Source organism: Segatella oris (assembly GCF_900637655.1).
GTDB classification, from domain to species: domain Bacteria; phylum Bacteroidota; class Bacteroidia; order Bacteroidales; family Bacteroidaceae; genus Prevotella; species Prevotella oris.
Genome location: NZ_LR134384.1, coordinates 1,793,153 through 1,810,980, shown reverse-complemented (window position 1 = coordinate 1,810,980; position 17,828 = coordinate 1,793,153). Strand labels below are relative to the sequence as shown.

Annotated in this window: 13 protein-coding genes; 1 reads left to right on the top strand and 12 read right to left on the bottom strand. The window is 42.2% G+C overall.

Annotated elements, in window-relative coordinates:
* Positions 1–434: 434 nt before the first annotated feature.
* The 6 genes from nifJ to EL210_RS07530 all read right to left on the bottom strand — a co-directional run bounded on the left by nifJ (position 435) and on the right by EL210_RS07530 (position 8,237).
* Positions 435–4,025, bottom strand: coding sequence for a pyruvate:ferredoxin (flavodoxin) oxidoreductase (gene nifJ / locus EL210_RS07555; RefSeq protein ID WP_018920212.1), 3,591 nt, complete (start codon positions 4,023–4,025; stop codon positions 435–437).
* A 143-nt stretch (positions 4,026–4,168) separates the two neighbouring features.
* The gene (locus EL210_RS07550) at positions 4,169–5,356 is read right to left on the bottom strand and encodes an ATP-binding protein (RefSeq protein ID WP_004370907.1); all 1,188 of its coding nucleotides are present in this window, start codon (positions 5,354–5,356) and stop codon (positions 4,169–4,171) included.
* 318 nt (positions 5,357–5,674) lie between these two features.
* Entirely contained in the window at positions 5,675–6,019 is a 345-nt protein-coding gene (gene rplT / locus EL210_RS07545) for a 50S ribosomal protein L20 (RefSeq protein ID WP_004370905.1), read from the bottom strand.
* Positions 6,020–6,055: 36 nt separating this feature from the next.
* Positions 6,056–6,253 carry a 50S ribosomal protein L35 gene (gene rpmI, locus EL210_RS07540; RefSeq protein WP_004370904.1) on the bottom strand — a complete coding sequence of 66 codons (198 nt, stop codon included), beginning with the start codon at positions 6,251–6,253 and terminating at the stop codon, positions 6,056–6,058.
* A 64-nt stretch (positions 6,254–6,317) separates the two neighbouring features.
* Positions 6,318–7,013, bottom strand: a complete 696-nt coding sequence (gene infC, locus EL210_RS07535) for a translation initiation factor IF-3 (protein WP_018920210.1) — start codon at positions 7,011–7,013, stop codon at positions 6,318–6,320.
* A 714-nt stretch (positions 7,014–7,727) separates the two neighbouring features.
* Entirely contained in the window at positions 7,728–8,237 is a 510-nt protein-coding gene (locus EL210_RS07530) for a nitroreductase family protein (RefSeq protein ID WP_018920209.1), read from the bottom strand.
* A gap of 109 nt (positions 8,238–8,346) precedes the next feature.
* Here EL210_RS07530 and EL210_RS07525 point away from each other — a divergent pair, with 109 nt between their 5' ends.
* Positions 8,347–8,643, top strand: a complete 297-nt coding sequence (locus tag EL210_RS07525; RefSeq protein WP_018920208.1) for a hypothetical protein — start codon at positions 8,347–8,349, stop codon at positions 8,641–8,643.
* 234 nt (positions 8,644–8,877) lie between these two features.
* Here the strand turns inward: EL210_RS07525 and EL210_RS07520 are convergent, their stop codons facing one another.
* The 6 genes from EL210_RS07520 to EL210_RS07495 form a co-directional block, all read right to left on the bottom strand.
* Entirely contained in the window at positions 8,878–9,639 is a 762-nt protein-coding gene (locus EL210_RS07520; RefSeq protein WP_018920207.1) for an SDR family NAD(P)-dependent oxidoreductase, read from the bottom strand.
* 1 nt (position 9,640) lies between these two features.
* Positions 9,641–10,939 carry an NCS2 family permease gene (locus EL210_RS07515; protein WP_018920206.1) on the bottom strand — a complete coding sequence of 433 codons (1,299 nt, stop codon included), beginning with the start codon at positions 10,937–10,939 and terminating at the stop codon, positions 9,641–9,643.
* A gap of 127 nt (positions 10,940–11,066) precedes the next feature.
* Positions 11,067–12,536, bottom strand: coding sequence for an SLC13 family permease (locus tag EL210_RS07510; protein WP_018920205.1), 1,470 nt, complete (start codon positions 12,534–12,536; stop codon positions 11,067–11,069).
* A 439-nt stretch (positions 12,537–12,975) separates the two neighbouring features.
* Positions 12,976–13,416, bottom strand: coding sequence for a hypothetical protein (locus EL210_RS07505; protein WP_018920204.1), 441 nt, complete (start codon positions 13,414–13,416; stop codon positions 12,976–12,978).
* Between the two features lie 67 nt (positions 13,417–13,483).
* Positions 13,484–15,238, bottom strand: coding sequence for an AAA family ATPase (locus EL210_RS07500; protein WP_018920203.1), 1,755 nt, complete (start codon positions 15,236–15,238; stop codon positions 13,484–13,486).
* Positions 15,228–17,780 (bottom strand): transglycosylase domain-containing protein, encoded by a 2,553-nt coding sequence (locus EL210_RS07495; RefSeq protein WP_018920202.1) that lies wholly within the window; start codon positions 17,778–17,780, stop codon positions 15,228–15,230. The genes EL210_RS07500 and EL210_RS07495 overlap by 11 nt, the downstream gene beginning before the upstream one ends.
* Between the last annotated feature and the right edge of the window lie 48 nt (positions 17,781–17,828).

Sequence of the window (17,828 nt, the reverse complement as noted above, 5' to 3'; positions counted from 1 at the left end):
TTAATATATTACAACTATTCTATACGAATTGTCAAACAAGAACATGCTGAAATTAGTTGTGTTTTGTATCAGATTACCTTGAAATTTGCATTTGATTGTACGACAATTCAACTCATATAGAAATATAATCTGACTCAAGTTATAGCATTAAATGGTTTTCTTCACAGGAAAGGTCTTTGATCTTATAAATTTAGGCCTGTTTTTCTGTCTTTTATTTTTTAATTGGTAGTATTCTCAAAGGTTAAAATTCTGTTCACAATTTATAAAGTTAGAACGTCATTCATTTACTTTATAGAAAGAATGAGATCTTTTGTAATATGCTTTATAATATATTCTAAGTTATAGTTGACTGATGACGAACTATGGAGAGAAGCTTTTTCACATAAAAAAAGACGCACATTGATGTGCGTCTTCTTTTTATATGCATATTGATTTTAGTCAATAGTCTCGCTCCAGTCTTCCTTGCTCTTACGCTGGTAAGTCTGATAACGGAGCTTAGCCATCTTTTCTGCTTCTGCAAACAGTTCTTCAGCTTCGTTAGGATAAGCCTTAGCTACTGAGGAATAACGAACTTCACCCATGAGGAACTCACGGAAATCAGCAAAATTGGGAGCCTTAGAATCCAACTGGAATGGGTTCTTCCCTTCATCTGCCAAGCGTGGATCATAGCGCCACAAGTGCCAGTAACCACAGTCGACAGCAAGTTTTTCCTCGTTCTGGCTGCGTCCCATGCTACGCTTCATGTTCTTGGTCCCCTTGATACCATGGTTGATACATGGTGCGTATGCAATGATGAGTGATGGCCCTGGATAAGCTTCAGCTTCACGGATAGCCTTCAATGTCTGTGCATTGTCTGCACCCATAGCAATCTGGGCCACATATACATAACCATAAGTGGTTTGCATTAAGCCAAGATCTTTCTTGCGGATGCGCTTACCTTGAGCAGCAAACTGAGCGATGGCACCAAGTGGAGTAGCCTTGGAACTCTGACCACCGGTGTTAGAATAAACCTCTGTATCAAGTACGAGAATATTCACATCTTCACCTGTAGAGAGTACATGGTCGAGACCACCATAGCCGATATCATAAGAAGCACCGTCGCCACCGATAATCCATTGACTGCGTTTAACGAGGTAATGTTCAAGTGTCTGGAGTTCCTTGCAGATTGGACATCCGGCTTCTGCACCAGCTTTAATGAGCGGCTTGAGCTCTGCTGCAGCCTCTTTTGAAGCATCAGCATCATCTTTTCCTGCAATCCATTTTTCTGCTGCTGCCTTGAATTCTGCAGGATTATCCTCATGAGCCATTGCATCGTTGAGTAGTTTCACAATGCGCTCTTTCATCTTCTTGTTACCCATGGCCATACCCAAACCAAACTCACAGAAGTCTTCAAACAGAGAGTTATCAAAGGCTGGGCCTTGTCCCTTTTCGTTTGTTGTATATGGAGTTGATGGGATTGAAGCAGAATAAATAGATGAGCAACCTGTAGCGTTTGCAATCATTTCACGGTCGCCGAAGAGTTGAGAAATGAGCTTTACGTAAGGAGTTTCACCACAACCTGAGCATGCACCGGAGAATTCAAACAATGGTTGTGCGAACTGACTGTTCTTCGGACTCTGCTTGATATCTACGAGATCTTGCTTAGAAGTTACATTCTTAACCATGTGTTCCCAATTGTTCATCTCCTTGATCATATCAGGAGCGTCAACATTGAACGGAGCCATAACGAGCGCTTTTTCACCCTTTTTACCTGGGCAGATGTCAGCACAGTTACCACAGCCAAGGCAGTCGAGAACATCAACTTGAATGCGGAATTGCATACCTTTAAGTTGCTTTGGAGCGAGGATATCAATGGTCTCATCTCCGAAGTCACCCTTTTCTTTTTCGTTAAGAACAAACGGACGGATAGTTGCATGAGGACAACTGTAGGCGCACTTGTTACACTGGATACAGTTTTCTGGTTTCCAAACAGGAACGAATGCTGCTACACCACGTTTTTCATAGGCTGCTGTGCCATTCTTCCATGTGCCATCAACAGTGCCATGTTTTACGAAATCAGATACTTTCAGCAAATCTCCTGCCTGTGCATTGATAGGACGAACAATTTCCTTAATGAATGCCGGAACGTTGCCATCTTTATCTTCGTCAGCAGGTAGATTAGCCCATGCAGGATCAATGGTCAGTTCTTTATATTCATCACCACGGTCAACAGCAGCATAGTTCTTGTCGACAATGTCTTGTCCCTTCTTGCCATAAGACTTCACGATAAATGCCTTCATCTGCTCAACAGCAAGTTCGGTTGGGATAACCTGAGTAATGCGGAAGAATGCAGATTGCAGGATAGTATTGGTTCGGTTGCCAAGTCCAATCTCCTGTGCAATCTTTGTTGCATTGATATAATATACCTTGATGTTGTGCTTAGCAAAGTGAGCCTTTACCTTATTTGGAATGAAGTTTACGAGTTCTTCGCCTTCGAAAATGGTGTTCAACAGGAATGTTCCATTGTCGCGCAAACCACGAGTTACATCGTACATGTGGAGGTAAGCCTGAACGTGGCAAGCCACAAAGTTAGGCGTATTTACCTGATATGAAGAATGGATTGGCTCATCACCGAAGCGAAGATGTGAACAAGTGAAACCACCAGACTTCTTAGAATCGTAGCTGAAATAAGCCTGACAGTATTTACTGGTGTTATTACCAATAATCTGAACAGAGTTCTTGTTGGCACCAACTGTACCGTCAGCACCCAAGCCATAGAACTTAGCTTCGAACAGACTTGCGCCACCCATTGGGATTTCCTCAACTTCAGGAAGTGAAGTAAAAGTAACATCGTCTACGATGCCCACTGTGAAGTGGTTCTTTGGCATAGGCAACTCGAGGTTGTTGAACACAGAGATAATCTTGGCTGGAGTTGTATCTGAAGAGCCGAGACCATAGCGACCACCGACAATCAGCGGTTTACGTGGATCGTCATAGAGGGCACTCTTCACATCGAGATACAATGGTTCGCCTTCTGCTCCCGGTTCCTTGGTACGGTCGAGTACGGCAATGCGCTTGACCGTCGCTGGGATTGCTTCACGAATAGCCTCAACAGAGAATGGACGATATAGGTGAACTGCAACCATACCTACCTTCTTTCCCTGCTTTACAAGGAAGTCAATAGCCTCACGAGCTGGCTCTGTAGCAGACCCCATGAGGACGATAATGTTTTCAGCATCCTTTGCACCATAGTAGTTAAAGAGGTGATATTCACGACCGGTAATCTTGGAAATCTCACCCAGATACTTCTCAACGATAGCAGGAATGCGGTCATAGTACTGGTTAGAAGCCTCACGATGCGTGAAGAAAGTTTCTGGGTTTTCAGCTGTACCACGTGTTACGGGGCGTTCAGGAGTGAGTGCGCGATCACGGAAGTTCTTGATAAACTCAGGATTAACGAGTGAACGAACGTCTTCCATATCCATTTCTTCAACCTTGTGGTACTCATGAGAAGTACGGAAACCATCGAAGAAATTGATGAAAGGAACAGATGTTTCAAGTGTTGCCAAGTGAGGAACAGCAGAAAGATCCATTACTTCCTGAACAGAACCTGAACAGAACATAGCGAATCCCGTCTGTCGACAGGCCATTACATCCTGGTGATCACCGAAGATACAAAGAGAATGAGATGCCAATGTACGAGCAGAAACGTTGAATACGCATGGAAGCAATTCACCTGCAATCTTGTACATATTAGGAATCATCAGCAGCAAACCTTGTGATGCTGTGTAGGTAGAAGTGAGGGCACCAGCCTGCAAAGAACCGTGAACGGCACCTGCTGCACCTGCCTCAGACTCCATTTCCTGGATAGAAACTGTCTGACCAAATAGGTTCTTACGACCTTTGGCAGCCCATTCATCTACATGCTCGGCCATCGGAGATGACGGAGTAATAGGATAGATGGCAGCAACCTCTGTAAACATGTAGCTTACATGAGCGGCAGCTGTGTTACCATCACAAGTGATAAACTTTTTTTCTTTAGCCATTTTATGTCTGATAAAATATTAATGAATGTTTTTGTATATTGTTTAATTTTCTATTTTTCAATCATTTAACTTGTCAACTCTTTATGAGTAGCCTATGTGTTTACCTATAATTTATAGACTCATTTACTTGTCAACTTATCCCTTTAATAAAGGAAACCCAATAACCAAAGTGGAATGAGATTGTCTTTTCCTACTTCTGTATTATAGCGTGCATAGACCGTATCTGGGTTGCATCGTTGCTTGTGTTCGCTTTGTGCATCAATAATTTTGAACTTGCGACAGCCATCGACGGTGAAATAGTGATCCTTGGAAGCCTGATTAACTTTGTGATCTTTCCAAAGTGAATTGACGAAGAAAGTTTCCATAACCTCCTGCTCATTGACCTGAATGGGGTAGATTGCATACATGAGATTGGAGTTATGCATCATGACCTTGCTTGGCTTTTTGGGGAATTCCTGCCCAACAGGGTAAATGATGTTAATGAGTCGGGCATCGGCAAGATACTTGATGTAATTCATAACCGTGGCTCGACTGGTCTGTATTTCGTGAGCTAAATTGCTGATGTTAGGTGCCTTAGGGCCTTCTACTGCCAGCAGATAAAAAAGCTTCTTGATTTTTGTAAGATATTTCAAATCAATTTGCTTGATGAGCAGAATGTCGACTTCTGTCATCATGTTCATTGTTTTGAGTAAGTTTTCCGAAAAGTTGGTGTGTTCTAAAAAGAATGGATAAAAGCCATGATGAATATAATCATGGAAGTATTTCTGAGGACTTATGAGCGGGAGAATGTCCTTGATGATATGTTCATGATTATGCAATATCTCAGATAGAGTGTAAGCATGAAAGTTATTTCCCGTCATAAGATTGAGATATTCACGGAAAGACAGCCCCCGAAGATTATAGCTTTCGACAATATTATGGAGTTCTGGGTTTTCTTCTTTGAGTCTCATCACACTGCTACCCGTGAATATAATCTTTAGATTAGGATAGGAATCATAACATTTGCGAAGCTCTACGCTCCAATTAGGTTGCTTGAATACCTGGTCTATCAGTAGTACTTTTCCTCCGTTGTTGACAAAGTCCCCGGCGAATTCTGCAATACCTTTACTTTGGAAATAAAAGTTGTTCATGTTGACATAGAGGCATCGCCGATCGTGTGCGCCAAACTTTTCCTTGGCATATTGCAGTAGAAATGTGGTCTTTCCTACACCGCGTGTCCCTTTAATGCCAATCATGCGACCGTTCCAGTTAATCTCATCCATAAGGGTGCGACGTACTGATACGTTTGTATGCTCAACAAGATAAGCGTGTGTACGAAAGAAAGCTTCCATTATCTTTGGGTTCTTTTATATCTAAATACTATGCAAAGATAATACTTATTTCTAAATTTGCAAACTGTAGATTGCAAAAAAGTTGGTATTTTTTCATATTTTAGCAGTGTAGCTAAACCAACGAGTGTGAATTCGATTTGTATTGTTATAAAAACTATCTTTTGATATCAGTAAATTCAATTTCTTTTTGCTCTTCTATTGTTTTTCTTTGCATGTTCATGGGGTTTAGAAAGGCTTTGTATATTCTTAAACTACAAAAAGGAGTGAATTACTTAAGCAATTCACTCCTTTTTATAAATATATGTGTAATCAAAATGATTACTTAACCTTTTCTACGATAGCTTTAAAAGCTTCGGGATTGTTTACGGCAAGGTCTGCAAGAACCTTGCGGTTGATTTCAATACCAGCTTTATGGAGAGCACCCATCAATGTAGAATAACTCATATTCTCAAGGCGGGCAGCTGCGTTGATACGCTGAATCCACAATGCACGGAAGTTACGTTTTTTGTTTCGGCGGTCACGATAAGCGTAGGTGAGACCTTTTTCCCATGTATTCTTTGCTACCGTCCAAACATTCTTTCTCGCTCCATAGTAACCTTTAGTGAGCTTCAGAATTCTTGTTCTCTTTGCTTTTGAAGCAACATGATTTACTGATCTTGGCATAATTTTCTTTCTTTAAATGTTCTACTAAAAAGTTAATTAACGAAGACAGAGCAAGTCGCGAACCTGCTTCATGTTACTGTGATCAACCATTGTCTGGTGAACAAGATTTCTCTTCTGTTTCTTTGTCTTCTTAGTCAGAATGTGACTGTGGTAAGCATGATGTCTTTTAATCTTACCAGTACCGGTGAATGAGAACCTTTTCTTTGCGCCGGAATTTGTCTTTACTTTTGGCATTTTTTTTATTTTAAATTGTTATTTATTGTGGCAACGCATATACCTGGCGTTACGCACGTCTCTTTTATTCTTCTACAGAACTTCCATTTTTCAGTTTGCTAAGTACGTCTTGGCCGTTCTTCGCATTGGCAAATAAGCCGTTATTCTCTGCATTTTCATTCTTCTGGTTTTGCTCTGCAGCTTTAGCTTCGGCCTCACGCTTTTCTCTATCCATTTTCTGTTGGCTCTTCTTTACGACTCCCACTTTCTTTGGTGCGAGATAGAGGAACATCTTTTTTCCTTCCAACTTCGGCATCTGTTCCACTTTTCCAAACTCTTCAAGATCGTTTGCAAAGCGGAGTAGCAGAACTTCTCCCTGTTCCTTGAAAAGGATTGAACGACCACGAAAGAACACATAAGCACGAACCTTGTTGCCTTCGTTGAGGAATTCGCGTGCATGCTTCAACTTGAACTGATAGTCATGTTCATCGGTCTGAGGACCGAAACGTATTTCTTTCACTTCAACCTTCACCTGCTTCTGCTTCATTTCCTTCTGGTGCTTCTTCTGCTGGTAAAGGAATTTTGAATAGTCAATGAGACGACAAACCGGTGGCTGGGCATTAGGCGAAATCTCTACAAGATCAACACCTTTCTGGTGCGCCATATCCAAAGCTTTGCGTGTAGGTACTACTTCAGAACCGTCCTCTCCTACGATACGGACCTCACGTACACGTATTTGTTCATTAACACGGTACTGATTTTTCAATTTGTCATTCTTCATTCAACTATTTTAATTGTCTATTTTTGCTAAACGCCTGCAAAGGTACTATTTCTCAATGAATTATACAAGAAAAAGCCTGTATATTTTAATAGTTTTTTATCAGATTGCCTATCATGGGGACATTTTTTCTGTTTTATCATGTGCAGCCTCTGTAATGGCTCAACTGTTCATGTCAGAATAAATTCTATTTCGCGGCAAAGCGAATTATATGTTAATTTCATTCAAGGATATTTACAATTGTTCTCATAAAACTCGTATATTCGAAAGGGATATCTTCATCGCTTCAAATATGCCTGTTTTTTAAGCAGTTTATACTACGTTGATTATCAGAATGTTATGTTTTTCAATTCTAAATGTAATGTAAAATCATGTCAAAAATGGATGTCACTTGCATCAAATCACTGCGTAATCTGCATCAGATTGCGTTGTATTTTGACTCAAAAAGCCACGTGTTTTGAGTCAAAACGCAGTGTAATGTGAATGGATTTGCAATCCGAAAGCTGGAAAATCATAAAATAATACCTATTTTTTTGCTTTTCCTTTTCTGTTTAGTCACTCTCTGAAATGTTAAAAACAGCCACTAATCTTTACAAAAAACATGAGATACAGCAGGTGTCATCAGCTGCATGATTATATGGGGTGAAAAAGATTAAAGACTAATTCACAGATACAGCTTTATGCCTTTTTACTATCAAGTCGGGGCCGATGTCAAGTTTAGATGTATTCTGTGATTTCTTCTAAAGGTTTACGTTGTTTTTCTTTATGAGGACAGTCCGGGGCAATATGTCCCAGAGGAATGATGGCAACTGCTTCATATCCCGGCGTAGGGAACAGCTGAGAAAGTCTTTCCGGGTCATAGTTACACACCCAACAAGTGCCTAATCCTCGCTCGGTTGCTGCCAAGCAGAGGTGTTCAATGGCTATGGCAAGGTCAATGTCTCCATGAGCCTTGTTGTCGAAAGGGCGTATCCAATTGGACATAGTGTCTTTCAGACAGATGATATAGAGTGGGGCAGAGCGGAACCACTCCCTGTCATAGCATTGCAAAAGCTTCTCTTTTGCAGTGCCAGACTGTACGATGACAAACTTCCATGGCTGTCGGTTTACGGCTGAAGGAGCCATTCTCACACTCTCCATGATATAGTTCAGGTCCTCTTTACTTATTGTTTCTTGACTGAATTTGCGCGTAGCAAACCTCTTCTTGCTTAGTTCTAAAAAATCCATTAGCTTTGAAATTATAATTGACAAAGGTAATAAAACTTCTCTTTTTGTGTGCGAATATCAGTATTTTTATGTAAGTTTGCGATGAATTTTCAATTAAAGTAATTTGCATATGATAAAGATTTATGGAATGAAAACTTGTCCGGATTGCGTTTTTGTAGACGAACAGGTGAAAGGTAATGACCGTTATGAAGTGATAGATATCGGTGAGCATGTCAGAAATCTGAAGGCTTTTCTGAGTCTCAGAGATAATAATCCTGTGTTTGATGATGCCAAAAAACATGGCTATGCAGGTATTCCCTGCTTTGTTTTAGAGGATGGTCGCGTGACGCTTACCCCTGAAGAAGCTGGTCTTAAATCTCAGGAAGCCGGTGCACCAAGCTGCAGTCTTGATGGCAAAGGGTGTTAACTTCGTTGCGTAGCTGCATGTAATGGCATGAGTGTTTTGACTATTGTGTCGGCCATTCTTGTGGGGAATAGAACATCTTTAAGATTATCTTTAAGCAACGAGGCCCAGCACTTCTTGCGCTATTGAGTAGTTTTCTGTAGACAGCTTGACTGATATCCATGCAAAGCCCCCATTCCTCATAGATGATTACTGTCAGAGGAATGGGGGCTTCTTATATGGTTTTTGCTTTGCAAATTACCGTTCTCTATGAGTGACCGAACCGTTAGCCTGATGCGTTGCAAGGACGAGAACCTCTGCAATCTGTACGTGGGCAGGTGCATTGGCAGCATAAAACGCTACATCGGCAATATCATCTCCTGTGAGCGGTTTAATTCCTTTATAGACACTGTCTGCCTTTTCTTTGTTGCCATGAAAACGCACATTGCTGAAGTTAGTCTCTACAAGTCCCGGCTTGATATTGGTCACTCGAATGGGCGTATGAGCCACATCAATCCGTAATCCGTCAGAAAGTGCCTTGACAGCAGCCTTTGTTGCACAGTAAACATTACCTCCGGCATAGGCTGCATCGCCTGCAACGCTGCCAATATTAATGACATGTCCGCATTGTCTTTCAATCATCTTGGGGACAATAAGGCGTGTCATGGTGAGCAAACCTTTGATGTTTGTATCAATCATGGTATCCCATTCATCCATGTTTCCCTCGTATTCTTTTTCAAGTCCTAAAGCCAACCCTGCATTGTTGATGAGTACATCTATTTGACTCCACCTGTCATTTAACTGACTGACAGCCTTCATCGCAGCTTCTCGATTGGTAATATCGAAAGCAAGCGTCAATACATCTGTGCCCTCTTTCTGTAGCTGCAGAGATACTTCATGAAGTTTCTCTTGATTGCGTCCTGTAAGGACAAGGTCATATCCTCCATGTGCAAATCTTCGGGCACATGCAGCTCCAATGCCACTTGTTGCACCGGTAATCAATGCGGTTTTCTTTTCCATTTTATCCGTAAATAAAGTTTAGAATGAAGAGAATAGAAAGGATTATCAATGTGGAATTAAGCACTTTATATTGCGAAGTGCAAAGTTTCAAGATGACATAGCTTAGAATTCCCAAATAGATACCATCGGCAATAGAGTAGCAGAGCACCATGGTTATCATCGTGATAAAAGCAGGAAAGGCCTCACTTACATCGTTGAGTTCAAGTTGTTTCACGCTGTCGAGCATCAATACGCCTACAAGAACGAGTGCTCCGCTTGTTGCAGCACTGGGGATAAGCATGAAAAGAGGCGACAGGAACAGTGAAATAATGAATAACAGTCCCACGAAAGCAGAGGTCAGACCACTGCGTCCGCCCTCGGCTATGCCTGCTGCACTCTCCACATAAGTAGTCAAAGTGCTTGATCCCAAGAATGCACCACAGGTTGTTCCAATGGCATCACTCATCATAGCTTCCTTGATGTGGGGAATTGAACCGTCTTTCTTTACGATGCCAGTTTTATAAGCAAGGCCGACAAGTGTACCTACAGTATCGAAGATGTTGACCATTAAAAGGGAGATAATCACAAGGCCGGTCTTCAGTGTGATAAGTTCAGAGAAATCAAATTTAGCAAAGATTGGCCGAATATCCTGAGGCATGTCAACAGGTAACCACCCTGCAGGAATTTGTGTTACTCCCATCGGAATGCCGATGATAGTTGTGATAATGATGCTGAGGAACAAAGCTCCTTTGATGCGACGTGCCATGAGAACACCACTGAGAATAATCCCAATGACACCTAAAATTGCTGTTGGGGTGAACTTACCTAATCCTACATAGGTTGCAGGATTGGCTACAATGATTTCTGCATTCTTCAGTCCAATGAATGCAATGAACATACCGATACCGGCTGAGATTGCGTAACGCAGGTTGTTTGGAATTGCATTCAGGATGTGTTCCCGAATGTTGAGGAAGGTTATCAGAAGGAAAAGAACACCTTCAGCCAGCATGATTGCCAACGATTGTTGCCATGTATAGTGCATTGCCTGACAGAGTGTGAAGGCAAAAAAAGCGTTGAGTCCCATACTCGGTGCCTGTGCAAAAGGTAGTTTGGCCATGAAAGCCAACAGTAAGGTTGCTATGGCTGAAGCAATTGCTGTGGCCGTAAAGACAGCTCCTTTGTCCATTCCCGTAGTGCTTAGAATACCTGGATTGACAGCAAGAATGTAACACATGGTGAGGAATGTCGTGGCTCCGGCGATGATTTCTGTGCGAGCCTTCATCGTAGTGGGATTGAAACCCAAAGCTTTCTGTAAGAACATGATTTGAAAAATTGATTGTTGCAAAGTTACAAAAATATAGATAAAACAACTTGAGATTGTGGTAGAAAAAATGAAAGAAGCCTCACCTTCAAGTAGGAGGAGAGGCTCTGTGTTATTTGATTACAAATCAGAACAGCCCTAATTTGCCAATTACAATAAGCATACTGATACCAATGATGAGGGTTATTACGCCTACCGAAACACCGACTTTCAGCATGTCGTTCTGCTTTATAAGGCCTGTAGAGAATGCAATGGCATTCGGAGGAGTACTGATGGGAAGGCTCATTGCAGCACTTGCCGCTACAGCAATACCGACCAATATCGTCACTGTGCCACCAATCATACCTAAGTTTTCGCCCATACCTTTACATACAACTGCAAGAATTGGCACGAGCAGAGCAGCTGTGGCCGTATTGGATATGAAGTTACTCAGTATAAAGCAGATGATACATGCAATGAAAAGAATAATCAAGGGGTTCCATGCTCCGAAGGGAATACTCTTGATTGCGTTCTCAGCAAGACCTGTTCCGTTCATTGCATTACCGAGGGCAAAACCTCCCGCTACCATCCAGATAACAGACCAGTCGATATCTTGCAGGTCTTTTGCTGTTATGACTCTGGTGATGGCAAATACGGCAATTGGCAGCATGGCGACTGTATTTGCGTTGATGCCAAATAGGTTTTTGCCGGCAACCCATAGGAAAATAGTCAGGATGAAGGTTGCTGCTACGACGACAGTGCGCCAGTTATGTGAAACTTCTCCCTTGATGTCAAGCTGTATAGTCTTTTGAGTGAATGGGAAGAAGCGTATAATCATGCGCCATGCAATGATGAGCAACACGATAACAAGCGGCACCATAATCATCATCCAGTGGGAGAATGTGATGCCGATGTTCAGCCCTGTGGGGTCATTGAGGTATTTCAAGGCAAATACATTCGGTGGTGTACCGATAGGGGTACCCATACCTCCTAAGTTAGCTCCTACCGGAATGGCCATTGTAAGCGCTATTCTTCCTTTACCATTTGCAGGAAGTGCCTTGAATACAGGGGTGAGGAAAGTGAGCATCATCGCTGCTGTTGCAGTGTTGGAAATGAACATGGAGAACACACCTGTTATGAGAAGAAAGCCTAAAAGCACGTTCTCACTCTTTTGTCCGAAAGGCTTCATCAGCGTTCGGGCCGCAAGAACATCAAGGCCACTCTTGGTTGCTGCAATTGCCAACACAAAGCCACCTAAGAACAAGATGATTGTCGGATCGGCGAAACATGCCATGACTCCCACGTGGTCAAGCATTGTTCCGTACTGATCTTCTGTGCCTTGAAAGAACTGGAATGACGAGTCACTGACACAGAAGAGCAGCACGAAGATAATGGTGATAGAGGTTGCCCAGGCTGGAATGGCTTCTGTTATCCACAGCAATACGGCCATAACGAAAATGGCAATTACGCGCTGTTGAACGACAGTCAGCCCTTCGATGCCGAAGAAACTACTTGGAAGATTCCATACGATTACAGTCAAGATTGCTGTAACCACACACATCAGGAATTTCTTTTTGTTGAAATCTCCCGATAAAACTGAATTGATTGAGCCCTGCATAAATTGTTTATGTCTTTATGGTTATAAGAACAAATGATTTAAAATTGTTGGCAAATATACGATTTAATCATGAGTCTGACAAATATGTAACTTTATTTTTTCATGATGATTAGATTTTAGTTGACAACGCAGTTCTTTCTTAAAAGGAGATCATATGCACTTCGTTGTCGTATATTATGCCACAGGGAGGTTTGTATGTCGCGTCAAGTTGCCTTGTAATCTGCGTCAAGTTAGCGTGTAATCTGCGTCAAGTTGCATGGTGTTTTCAGTCACTTTAGGCGGTAAAGTGACGCAAGTGGCAAAAGGAAGTGACCGACATTGCAAACCAAGACGATAAAAGCAAGGAAATCAAGGGCATGAAACTATTCTGCACATACATTGAAAACGGTTTTCTATTTCCTTTTGGTCTGCCCCTCAGGTGTTAAAAACAGATGCTTATTTATTCTTTGATAAGGTCAGAAAGAAAGTCGTCAAGGTCTTTTTCAAGTCCTTTCATCAGGTCTCCACCAATAATGACAGTTTCATCATCTGCAAGATAAAGTTCGGCAATAGGGGTGTGTTCCTCGTTCTCCAACACAAAACTATAGGGTTTGAGAATGCCTAAATGGTCTACATCATCAGCCTTAGTTTTGATGATATGCCTTAGTTGTAGCGTTATCTGATCAAAGAATTTATCATCCGTGTTGCCAATCCATTGTTCAACAACACAGCGTGTTATCTCGTCGCCATTGTCGTCATAAGCCAGCAACTCACCACTGTCTGGGTTTGCACATACATGAATATCGGTCACGATAGCCGTGTCCTCACATGCCGGGAACTTCTGTCCAATCTTGTTGATGAACCGCTCAACCTGCTGTATGGTTTGTTCTGTTGCTTTCATATTCCATGAGATTAAATGTCAAAGCAAAGATAAGCGAAACGCAAGACATGGCAAAATTTTTTCTGTTTTATTTTTCTTTCTTGCTTAATTTACGCACTTTCCTCTTGGCTTCCGGGATGTCCGGACACAGTTCCAAGGCTTTGTTGTAATTGCGTAAGGCTGCCTCTTTCATGCCTTCTCTTTCACATTCCTTGCCCATGAGGACATATTCAACGGCCAGTTTCCTCAAATAGTCTTCTTGTTGCTTTAGTTTTGCCTGTAGTTTTGTGTTCTTTTCCCGCAAAAGGTTAATGATGTTGAGTTTCTTCCTGATATATCTTCGGGGACCAGGCCTTTCGATATCGTAGCGGCTATGTATGGCAAGAAAGAAGTTGTCGAGGCATTGCGCCATGTCTCCCTTATCAAAGGCTTTCACGGCATCATGGTATTGTCTGTCTGCCTTGCTTTGCTGAAGGGCCGTCTGCAAGGCCGTTTCATTGTTATAGTTACATGAGAAGTTAGTCACTTCGCTTCTGACGAAGATTTCATCTCGCCGCAGAGGTTCTTGAAGTGTAATGCCGTTGATAGCCGTGCAGCGTGAAAGGGCAACATAGGTCTGCCCTCCGGCAAAAACGCCTCCCGTGAAATCAATCTTTACTTGAGAGAAAGTGAGTCCCTGACTCTTATGGACAGTGATGGCCCATGCCAATCGTAATGGAAACTGGCGAAAGGTACCTATCTCTTCTTCTTCGATTTTCTTCTCGGTTTCATTGTAGGTATATTTGACGTTACTCCATATCTCTTGTTCCACATCGACGTTGTGTCCGTCTTCGGTCATCACATAGATATGGCCGTCAACAGCATCATCAAGTCCGATAACCGTACCGAGTGTGCCGTTTACCCAGCGCTTTTCACGATCGTTTTTAATGAATAACACCTGTGCACCTAATTTCAGTTCAAGCTCGATTGGAGTAGGGAGGCTGCTGAGAGGAAACTCTCCTTCGATGATGCCGTTAAAGACATTAGCATCTCCGGGAAGTTCCTTGAGCTTCTCATCATTGATATAATCCACCGTATCACGGCGTGTTGAAAGGGTTATAGCGAGTTTTGAATTTTCGGTTTCAAGCGATGCACCGACACGGTTGTTGAGCATTCTGAGATCAGCATCTGTCACACTTGATGTGCGGATGTGGTCAAGAATGCTGATGAACAGAGGGTCGGATTGCCGATAGACTTTCTTGAGTTCAATGGCAATCAGCTTGAAATCACTGAAGATTTTGGCATCAAAGAAGAACTTTGAAGGGTAGTAAGGTTGCAGCAATCGCCATTCTTCTTCCTTCAATACAGGCTCCAACTGGTAGATATCACCGACAAACAGCATTTGTTTTCCACCAAAAGGTTCGCGCATATTGTGGCAATAGACGCGCAATATCTTGTCGATGAAATCTATAATGTCTGCTCTTACCATGCTTATCTCATCAATGATAATCAATTCAACTTCATTGATGAGCTTGATTTTCTCTGTATTGTATTTGAGTGTTTTGCGTATATTTCTGACAGAATATCGGCTATCATCGGGGAGCAAAGGGTGAAAGGGAAGCTTAAAGAAGCTGTGCAAGGTTGCACCACCTGCATTGATTGCCGCTATACCTGTGGGCGCAAGAATGATGTGTTTCTTCTTAGTTGTAGTAGCAATATACTTTAAAAGCGTTGATTTACCCGTCCCTGCTTTACCTGTAAGGAAGAGCGAGCGACGGGTAAACTTAACAATCTGGAGCGCATTCTGCAACTCCGGATTGTCGAAATCCATATTATCGTTTGTCTTGTCTGCTTTAGAGGTCATCTAAATTGACTTGTTGTTCAGAGGGTTTTCGCTTTTTATCCTTTTTAGTTTCATTTGCCGATTTGTTTGTTTTTGAATTGTCTGAAGAGTTATTAGAGTTTTCCTCAGACTGTTCTACCTTACGTAAAATAGGATTACCATCCTCATCCAAGAACACTTCTTCCTCGCTGACAATGCTGTCTTGCCTTGTAGTATCACGCTTAGCCTGTGGAATATAGCTTGCGCAAGTGTACATGTCGCTTGTGATATCATCATCATGCGGTTTGTCAAACTTGGCATGATATTGCTTGAATTCAGGGTCATTGAGTAATGATTGCAGGAAATAACCGCATATAGGCAATGCCGTTCGTGCTCCTTGTCCTAAAGCTCCTGTTCGAAAGTGAATGCATCTGTATTCGCCACCGACCCAAGCTCCGACAACCAATCGTGGGGTAACGCCCATGAACCAGGCATCAGAGTGGTTGTTACTTGTTCCGGTTTTACCACCAAAATCAGTGTCGCGATAGTTGCCTACATAGCCCCAAAGGGATTGTGATGTGCCTCCTGGTTCACGCATACCGCCTTGTAGTAACTGTTGCATGAGGAAAGCGCTTTTGTAAGGGATAGCCTGTTCTGACTTTGTTGGGCCTACATAGACCTCGTTTCCTTCTTTATCAAGGATGCGGGTAACAAGTACTGGCTCATGATGTTTACCGTTGTCAGCAACCGTGCAATAGGCATTTACCATTTCCAACAAGGTTACATCGCTTGAGCCCAGAGCTAAAGAAGGCTCATCATCCAAAGGACTGACAATACCCATCTTCTTTGCTGTTTCAATAATTCGCTTGATTCCCATTTCCTGACCAAGCCGAACGGCAACAGAATTGATACTCTTTGCAAATGCACTCTTCAATGGCATGGAGTCTCCACTGAATGAACCATTGGCATTACCAGGTGTCCATGTCACTTCCTTGTGTTGCTTTTTGTCGTACACCTGCATGGAGATGTACTCGTCACGGCGTTTGTCACAAGGGGTCAATCCCTGGTTCATGGCTTCTGTATACACAAATAGTTTGAAAGTTGAACCAGGTTGACGCATTGCCGTTACCTTATCATATTTCCATGAATCGAAGTCTATATCACCCACCCATGCCTTGACAGCACCCGTCTGAGGCTCCATGGCAAGAAAGGCACAATGCATGAATGTAGTCATGTATTTAATGGAATCTTCAGAGGTCATCTCCTTGACAACGGTGCCTTTGTCATAGTCAAAGACCTTCACAGGATGTTTCCATTCTTTATAATAATAGTTGACAGAGTCCGGATTATTCGGGAAGCGAGCTATCAGAGCCTTATAGAAAGGCTGACGTTCGGCAATCTGTTGAATGAAGTTTGGAATGACATGATGGTTTTCGTCCTGCCACGGTTCCTGTCGAAGCCAGTTGCTTGACTGGTTCCTATAAATGCTCCAATGGTTGTTGAAGTTCTGCTGTACCTGCTTCATTTGCTTTCTTGCAGCATCTTCAGCATATTTCTGCATTCGGGTATCAATAGTAGTGTAAATCTTTAAACCACTGGAATAGAGATCGTAACCATTCTCTTCACACCAGTCTTTCAGATAGTTGGCTATTGCTTCACGGAAGTATTTGGCCTGACCATCATAGTTTTCTTCAACCTTGAAGTCTAACTTTATGGGGATTTCTTTTAGAGAATCGCAGGCTTCACGTTTCAAATCGCCATGCTTGTACATGTTAGTAAGTACGGTGTTACGGCGTGCAAGTGAATGCTCTGGATTTGTTTTGGGGTTATAGTAAGATGTTGCTTTCAACATTCCTACAAGAACTGCAGCCTGCTCTGTGGTCAGGTTGAGTGGTGTAGTGTTGAAATATGTCTTTGCAGCTGTCTTGATTCCATAGGAGTTGTTGCCGAAATCGACAGTGTTTGCATACATCGTTATGATTTCCTTTTTGGAATAAACCGTTTCAAGTTTTGTTGCAATAATCCACTCCTTACTTTTGATAATCAGCATCTTAAGGCCTGGAACTTTACCTAATATCCCCGTTGAATACTGAGAGCGGACACGGAACATGTTCTTGGCTAATTGCTGTGTGATAGTCGAAGCTCCACGGCCGTCATGATGAAATACGGCGTCTTTTATCGCACCAAACAGACCGATCGGATCGATACCAAAATGTTTATAGAAGCGTTCGTCTTCTGTATCAATTAAGGCACGGAAGAATACAGGATTTACTTCTTCGTATTTTACAGGAGTCCTGTTCTCATTGAAATACTTGCCAATCAGCTTTCCATCAGCACTGTAAATCTCCGAAGCTTCGCTGGTCTGTGGAGCCATAATACCAGAGAAATAGCCTGGGGATTTGCCGAAAAGCCATAGGAAATTCATATCTACCATACCCAGGTAGACAAAGAATGCAACGATGCACGACACAACACCTATCAGTGTCTTAGTGTACCATGCACGCCCCTTATATAAGCCTTTATACCATGGCCAGAAGTTACGTAAAAGGCGGATGCACCAGCTAAAAAATCTTTTTATCTTCATAATCCTATATTTATCGAGCCTTGATAATGCAAATGTACAAAATATATC

Bases quoted from the DNA above. Each gene is read 5' to 3' on its own strand.
- EL210_RS07525 (WP_018920208.1), top strand. From the start codon at position 8,347: ATGATAAAGATTTATGGAATGAAAACTTGTCCGGATTGCGTTTTTGTA.
- EL210_RS07505 (WP_018920204.1), bottom strand. From the start codon at position 13,416: ATGAAAGCAACAGAACAAACCATACAGCAGGTTGAGCGGTTCATCAAC.
- EL210_RS07495 (WP_018920202.1), bottom strand. From the start codon at position 17,780: ATGAAGATAAAAAGATTTTTTAGCTGGTGCATCCGCCTTTTACGTAAC.
- EL210_RS07515 (WP_018920206.1), bottom strand. From the start codon at position 10,939: ATGTTCTTACAGAAAGCTTTGGGTTTCAATCCCACTACGATGAAGGCT.
- EL210_RS07550 (WP_004370907.1), bottom strand. From the start codon at position 5,356: ATGGAAGCTTTCTTTCGTACACACGCTTATCTTGTTGAGCATACAAAC.
- rpmI (WP_004370904.1), bottom strand. From the start codon at position 6,253: ATGCCAAAAGTAAAGACAAATTCCGGCGCAAAGAAAAGGTTCTCATTC.
- EL210_RS07520 (WP_018920207.1), bottom strand. From the start codon at position 9,639: ATGGAAAAGAAAACCGCATTGATTACCGGTGCAACAAGTGGCATTGGA.
- infC (WP_018920210.1), bottom strand. From the start codon at position 7,013: ATGAAGAATGACAAATTGAAAAATCAGTACCGTGTTAATGAACAAATA.
- EL210_RS07530 (WP_018920209.1), bottom strand. From the start codon at position 8,237: ATGGATTTTTTAGAACTAAGCAAGAAGAGGTTTGCTACGCGCAAATTC.
- EL210_RS07510 (WP_018920205.1), bottom strand. From the start codon at position 12,536: ATGCAGGGCTCAATCAATTCAGTTTTATCGGGAGATTTCAACAAAAAG.
- rplT (WP_004370905.1), bottom strand. From the start codon at position 6,019: ATGCCAAGATCAGTAAATCATGTTGCTTCAAAAGCAAAGAGAACAAGA.
- nifJ (WP_018920212.1), bottom strand. From the start codon at position 4,025: ATGGCTAAAGAAAAAAAGTTTATCACTTGTGATGGTAACACAGCTGCC.
- EL210_RS07500 (WP_018920203.1), bottom strand. From the start codon at position 15,238: ATGACCTCTAAAGCAGACAAGACAAACGATAATATGGATTTCGACAAT.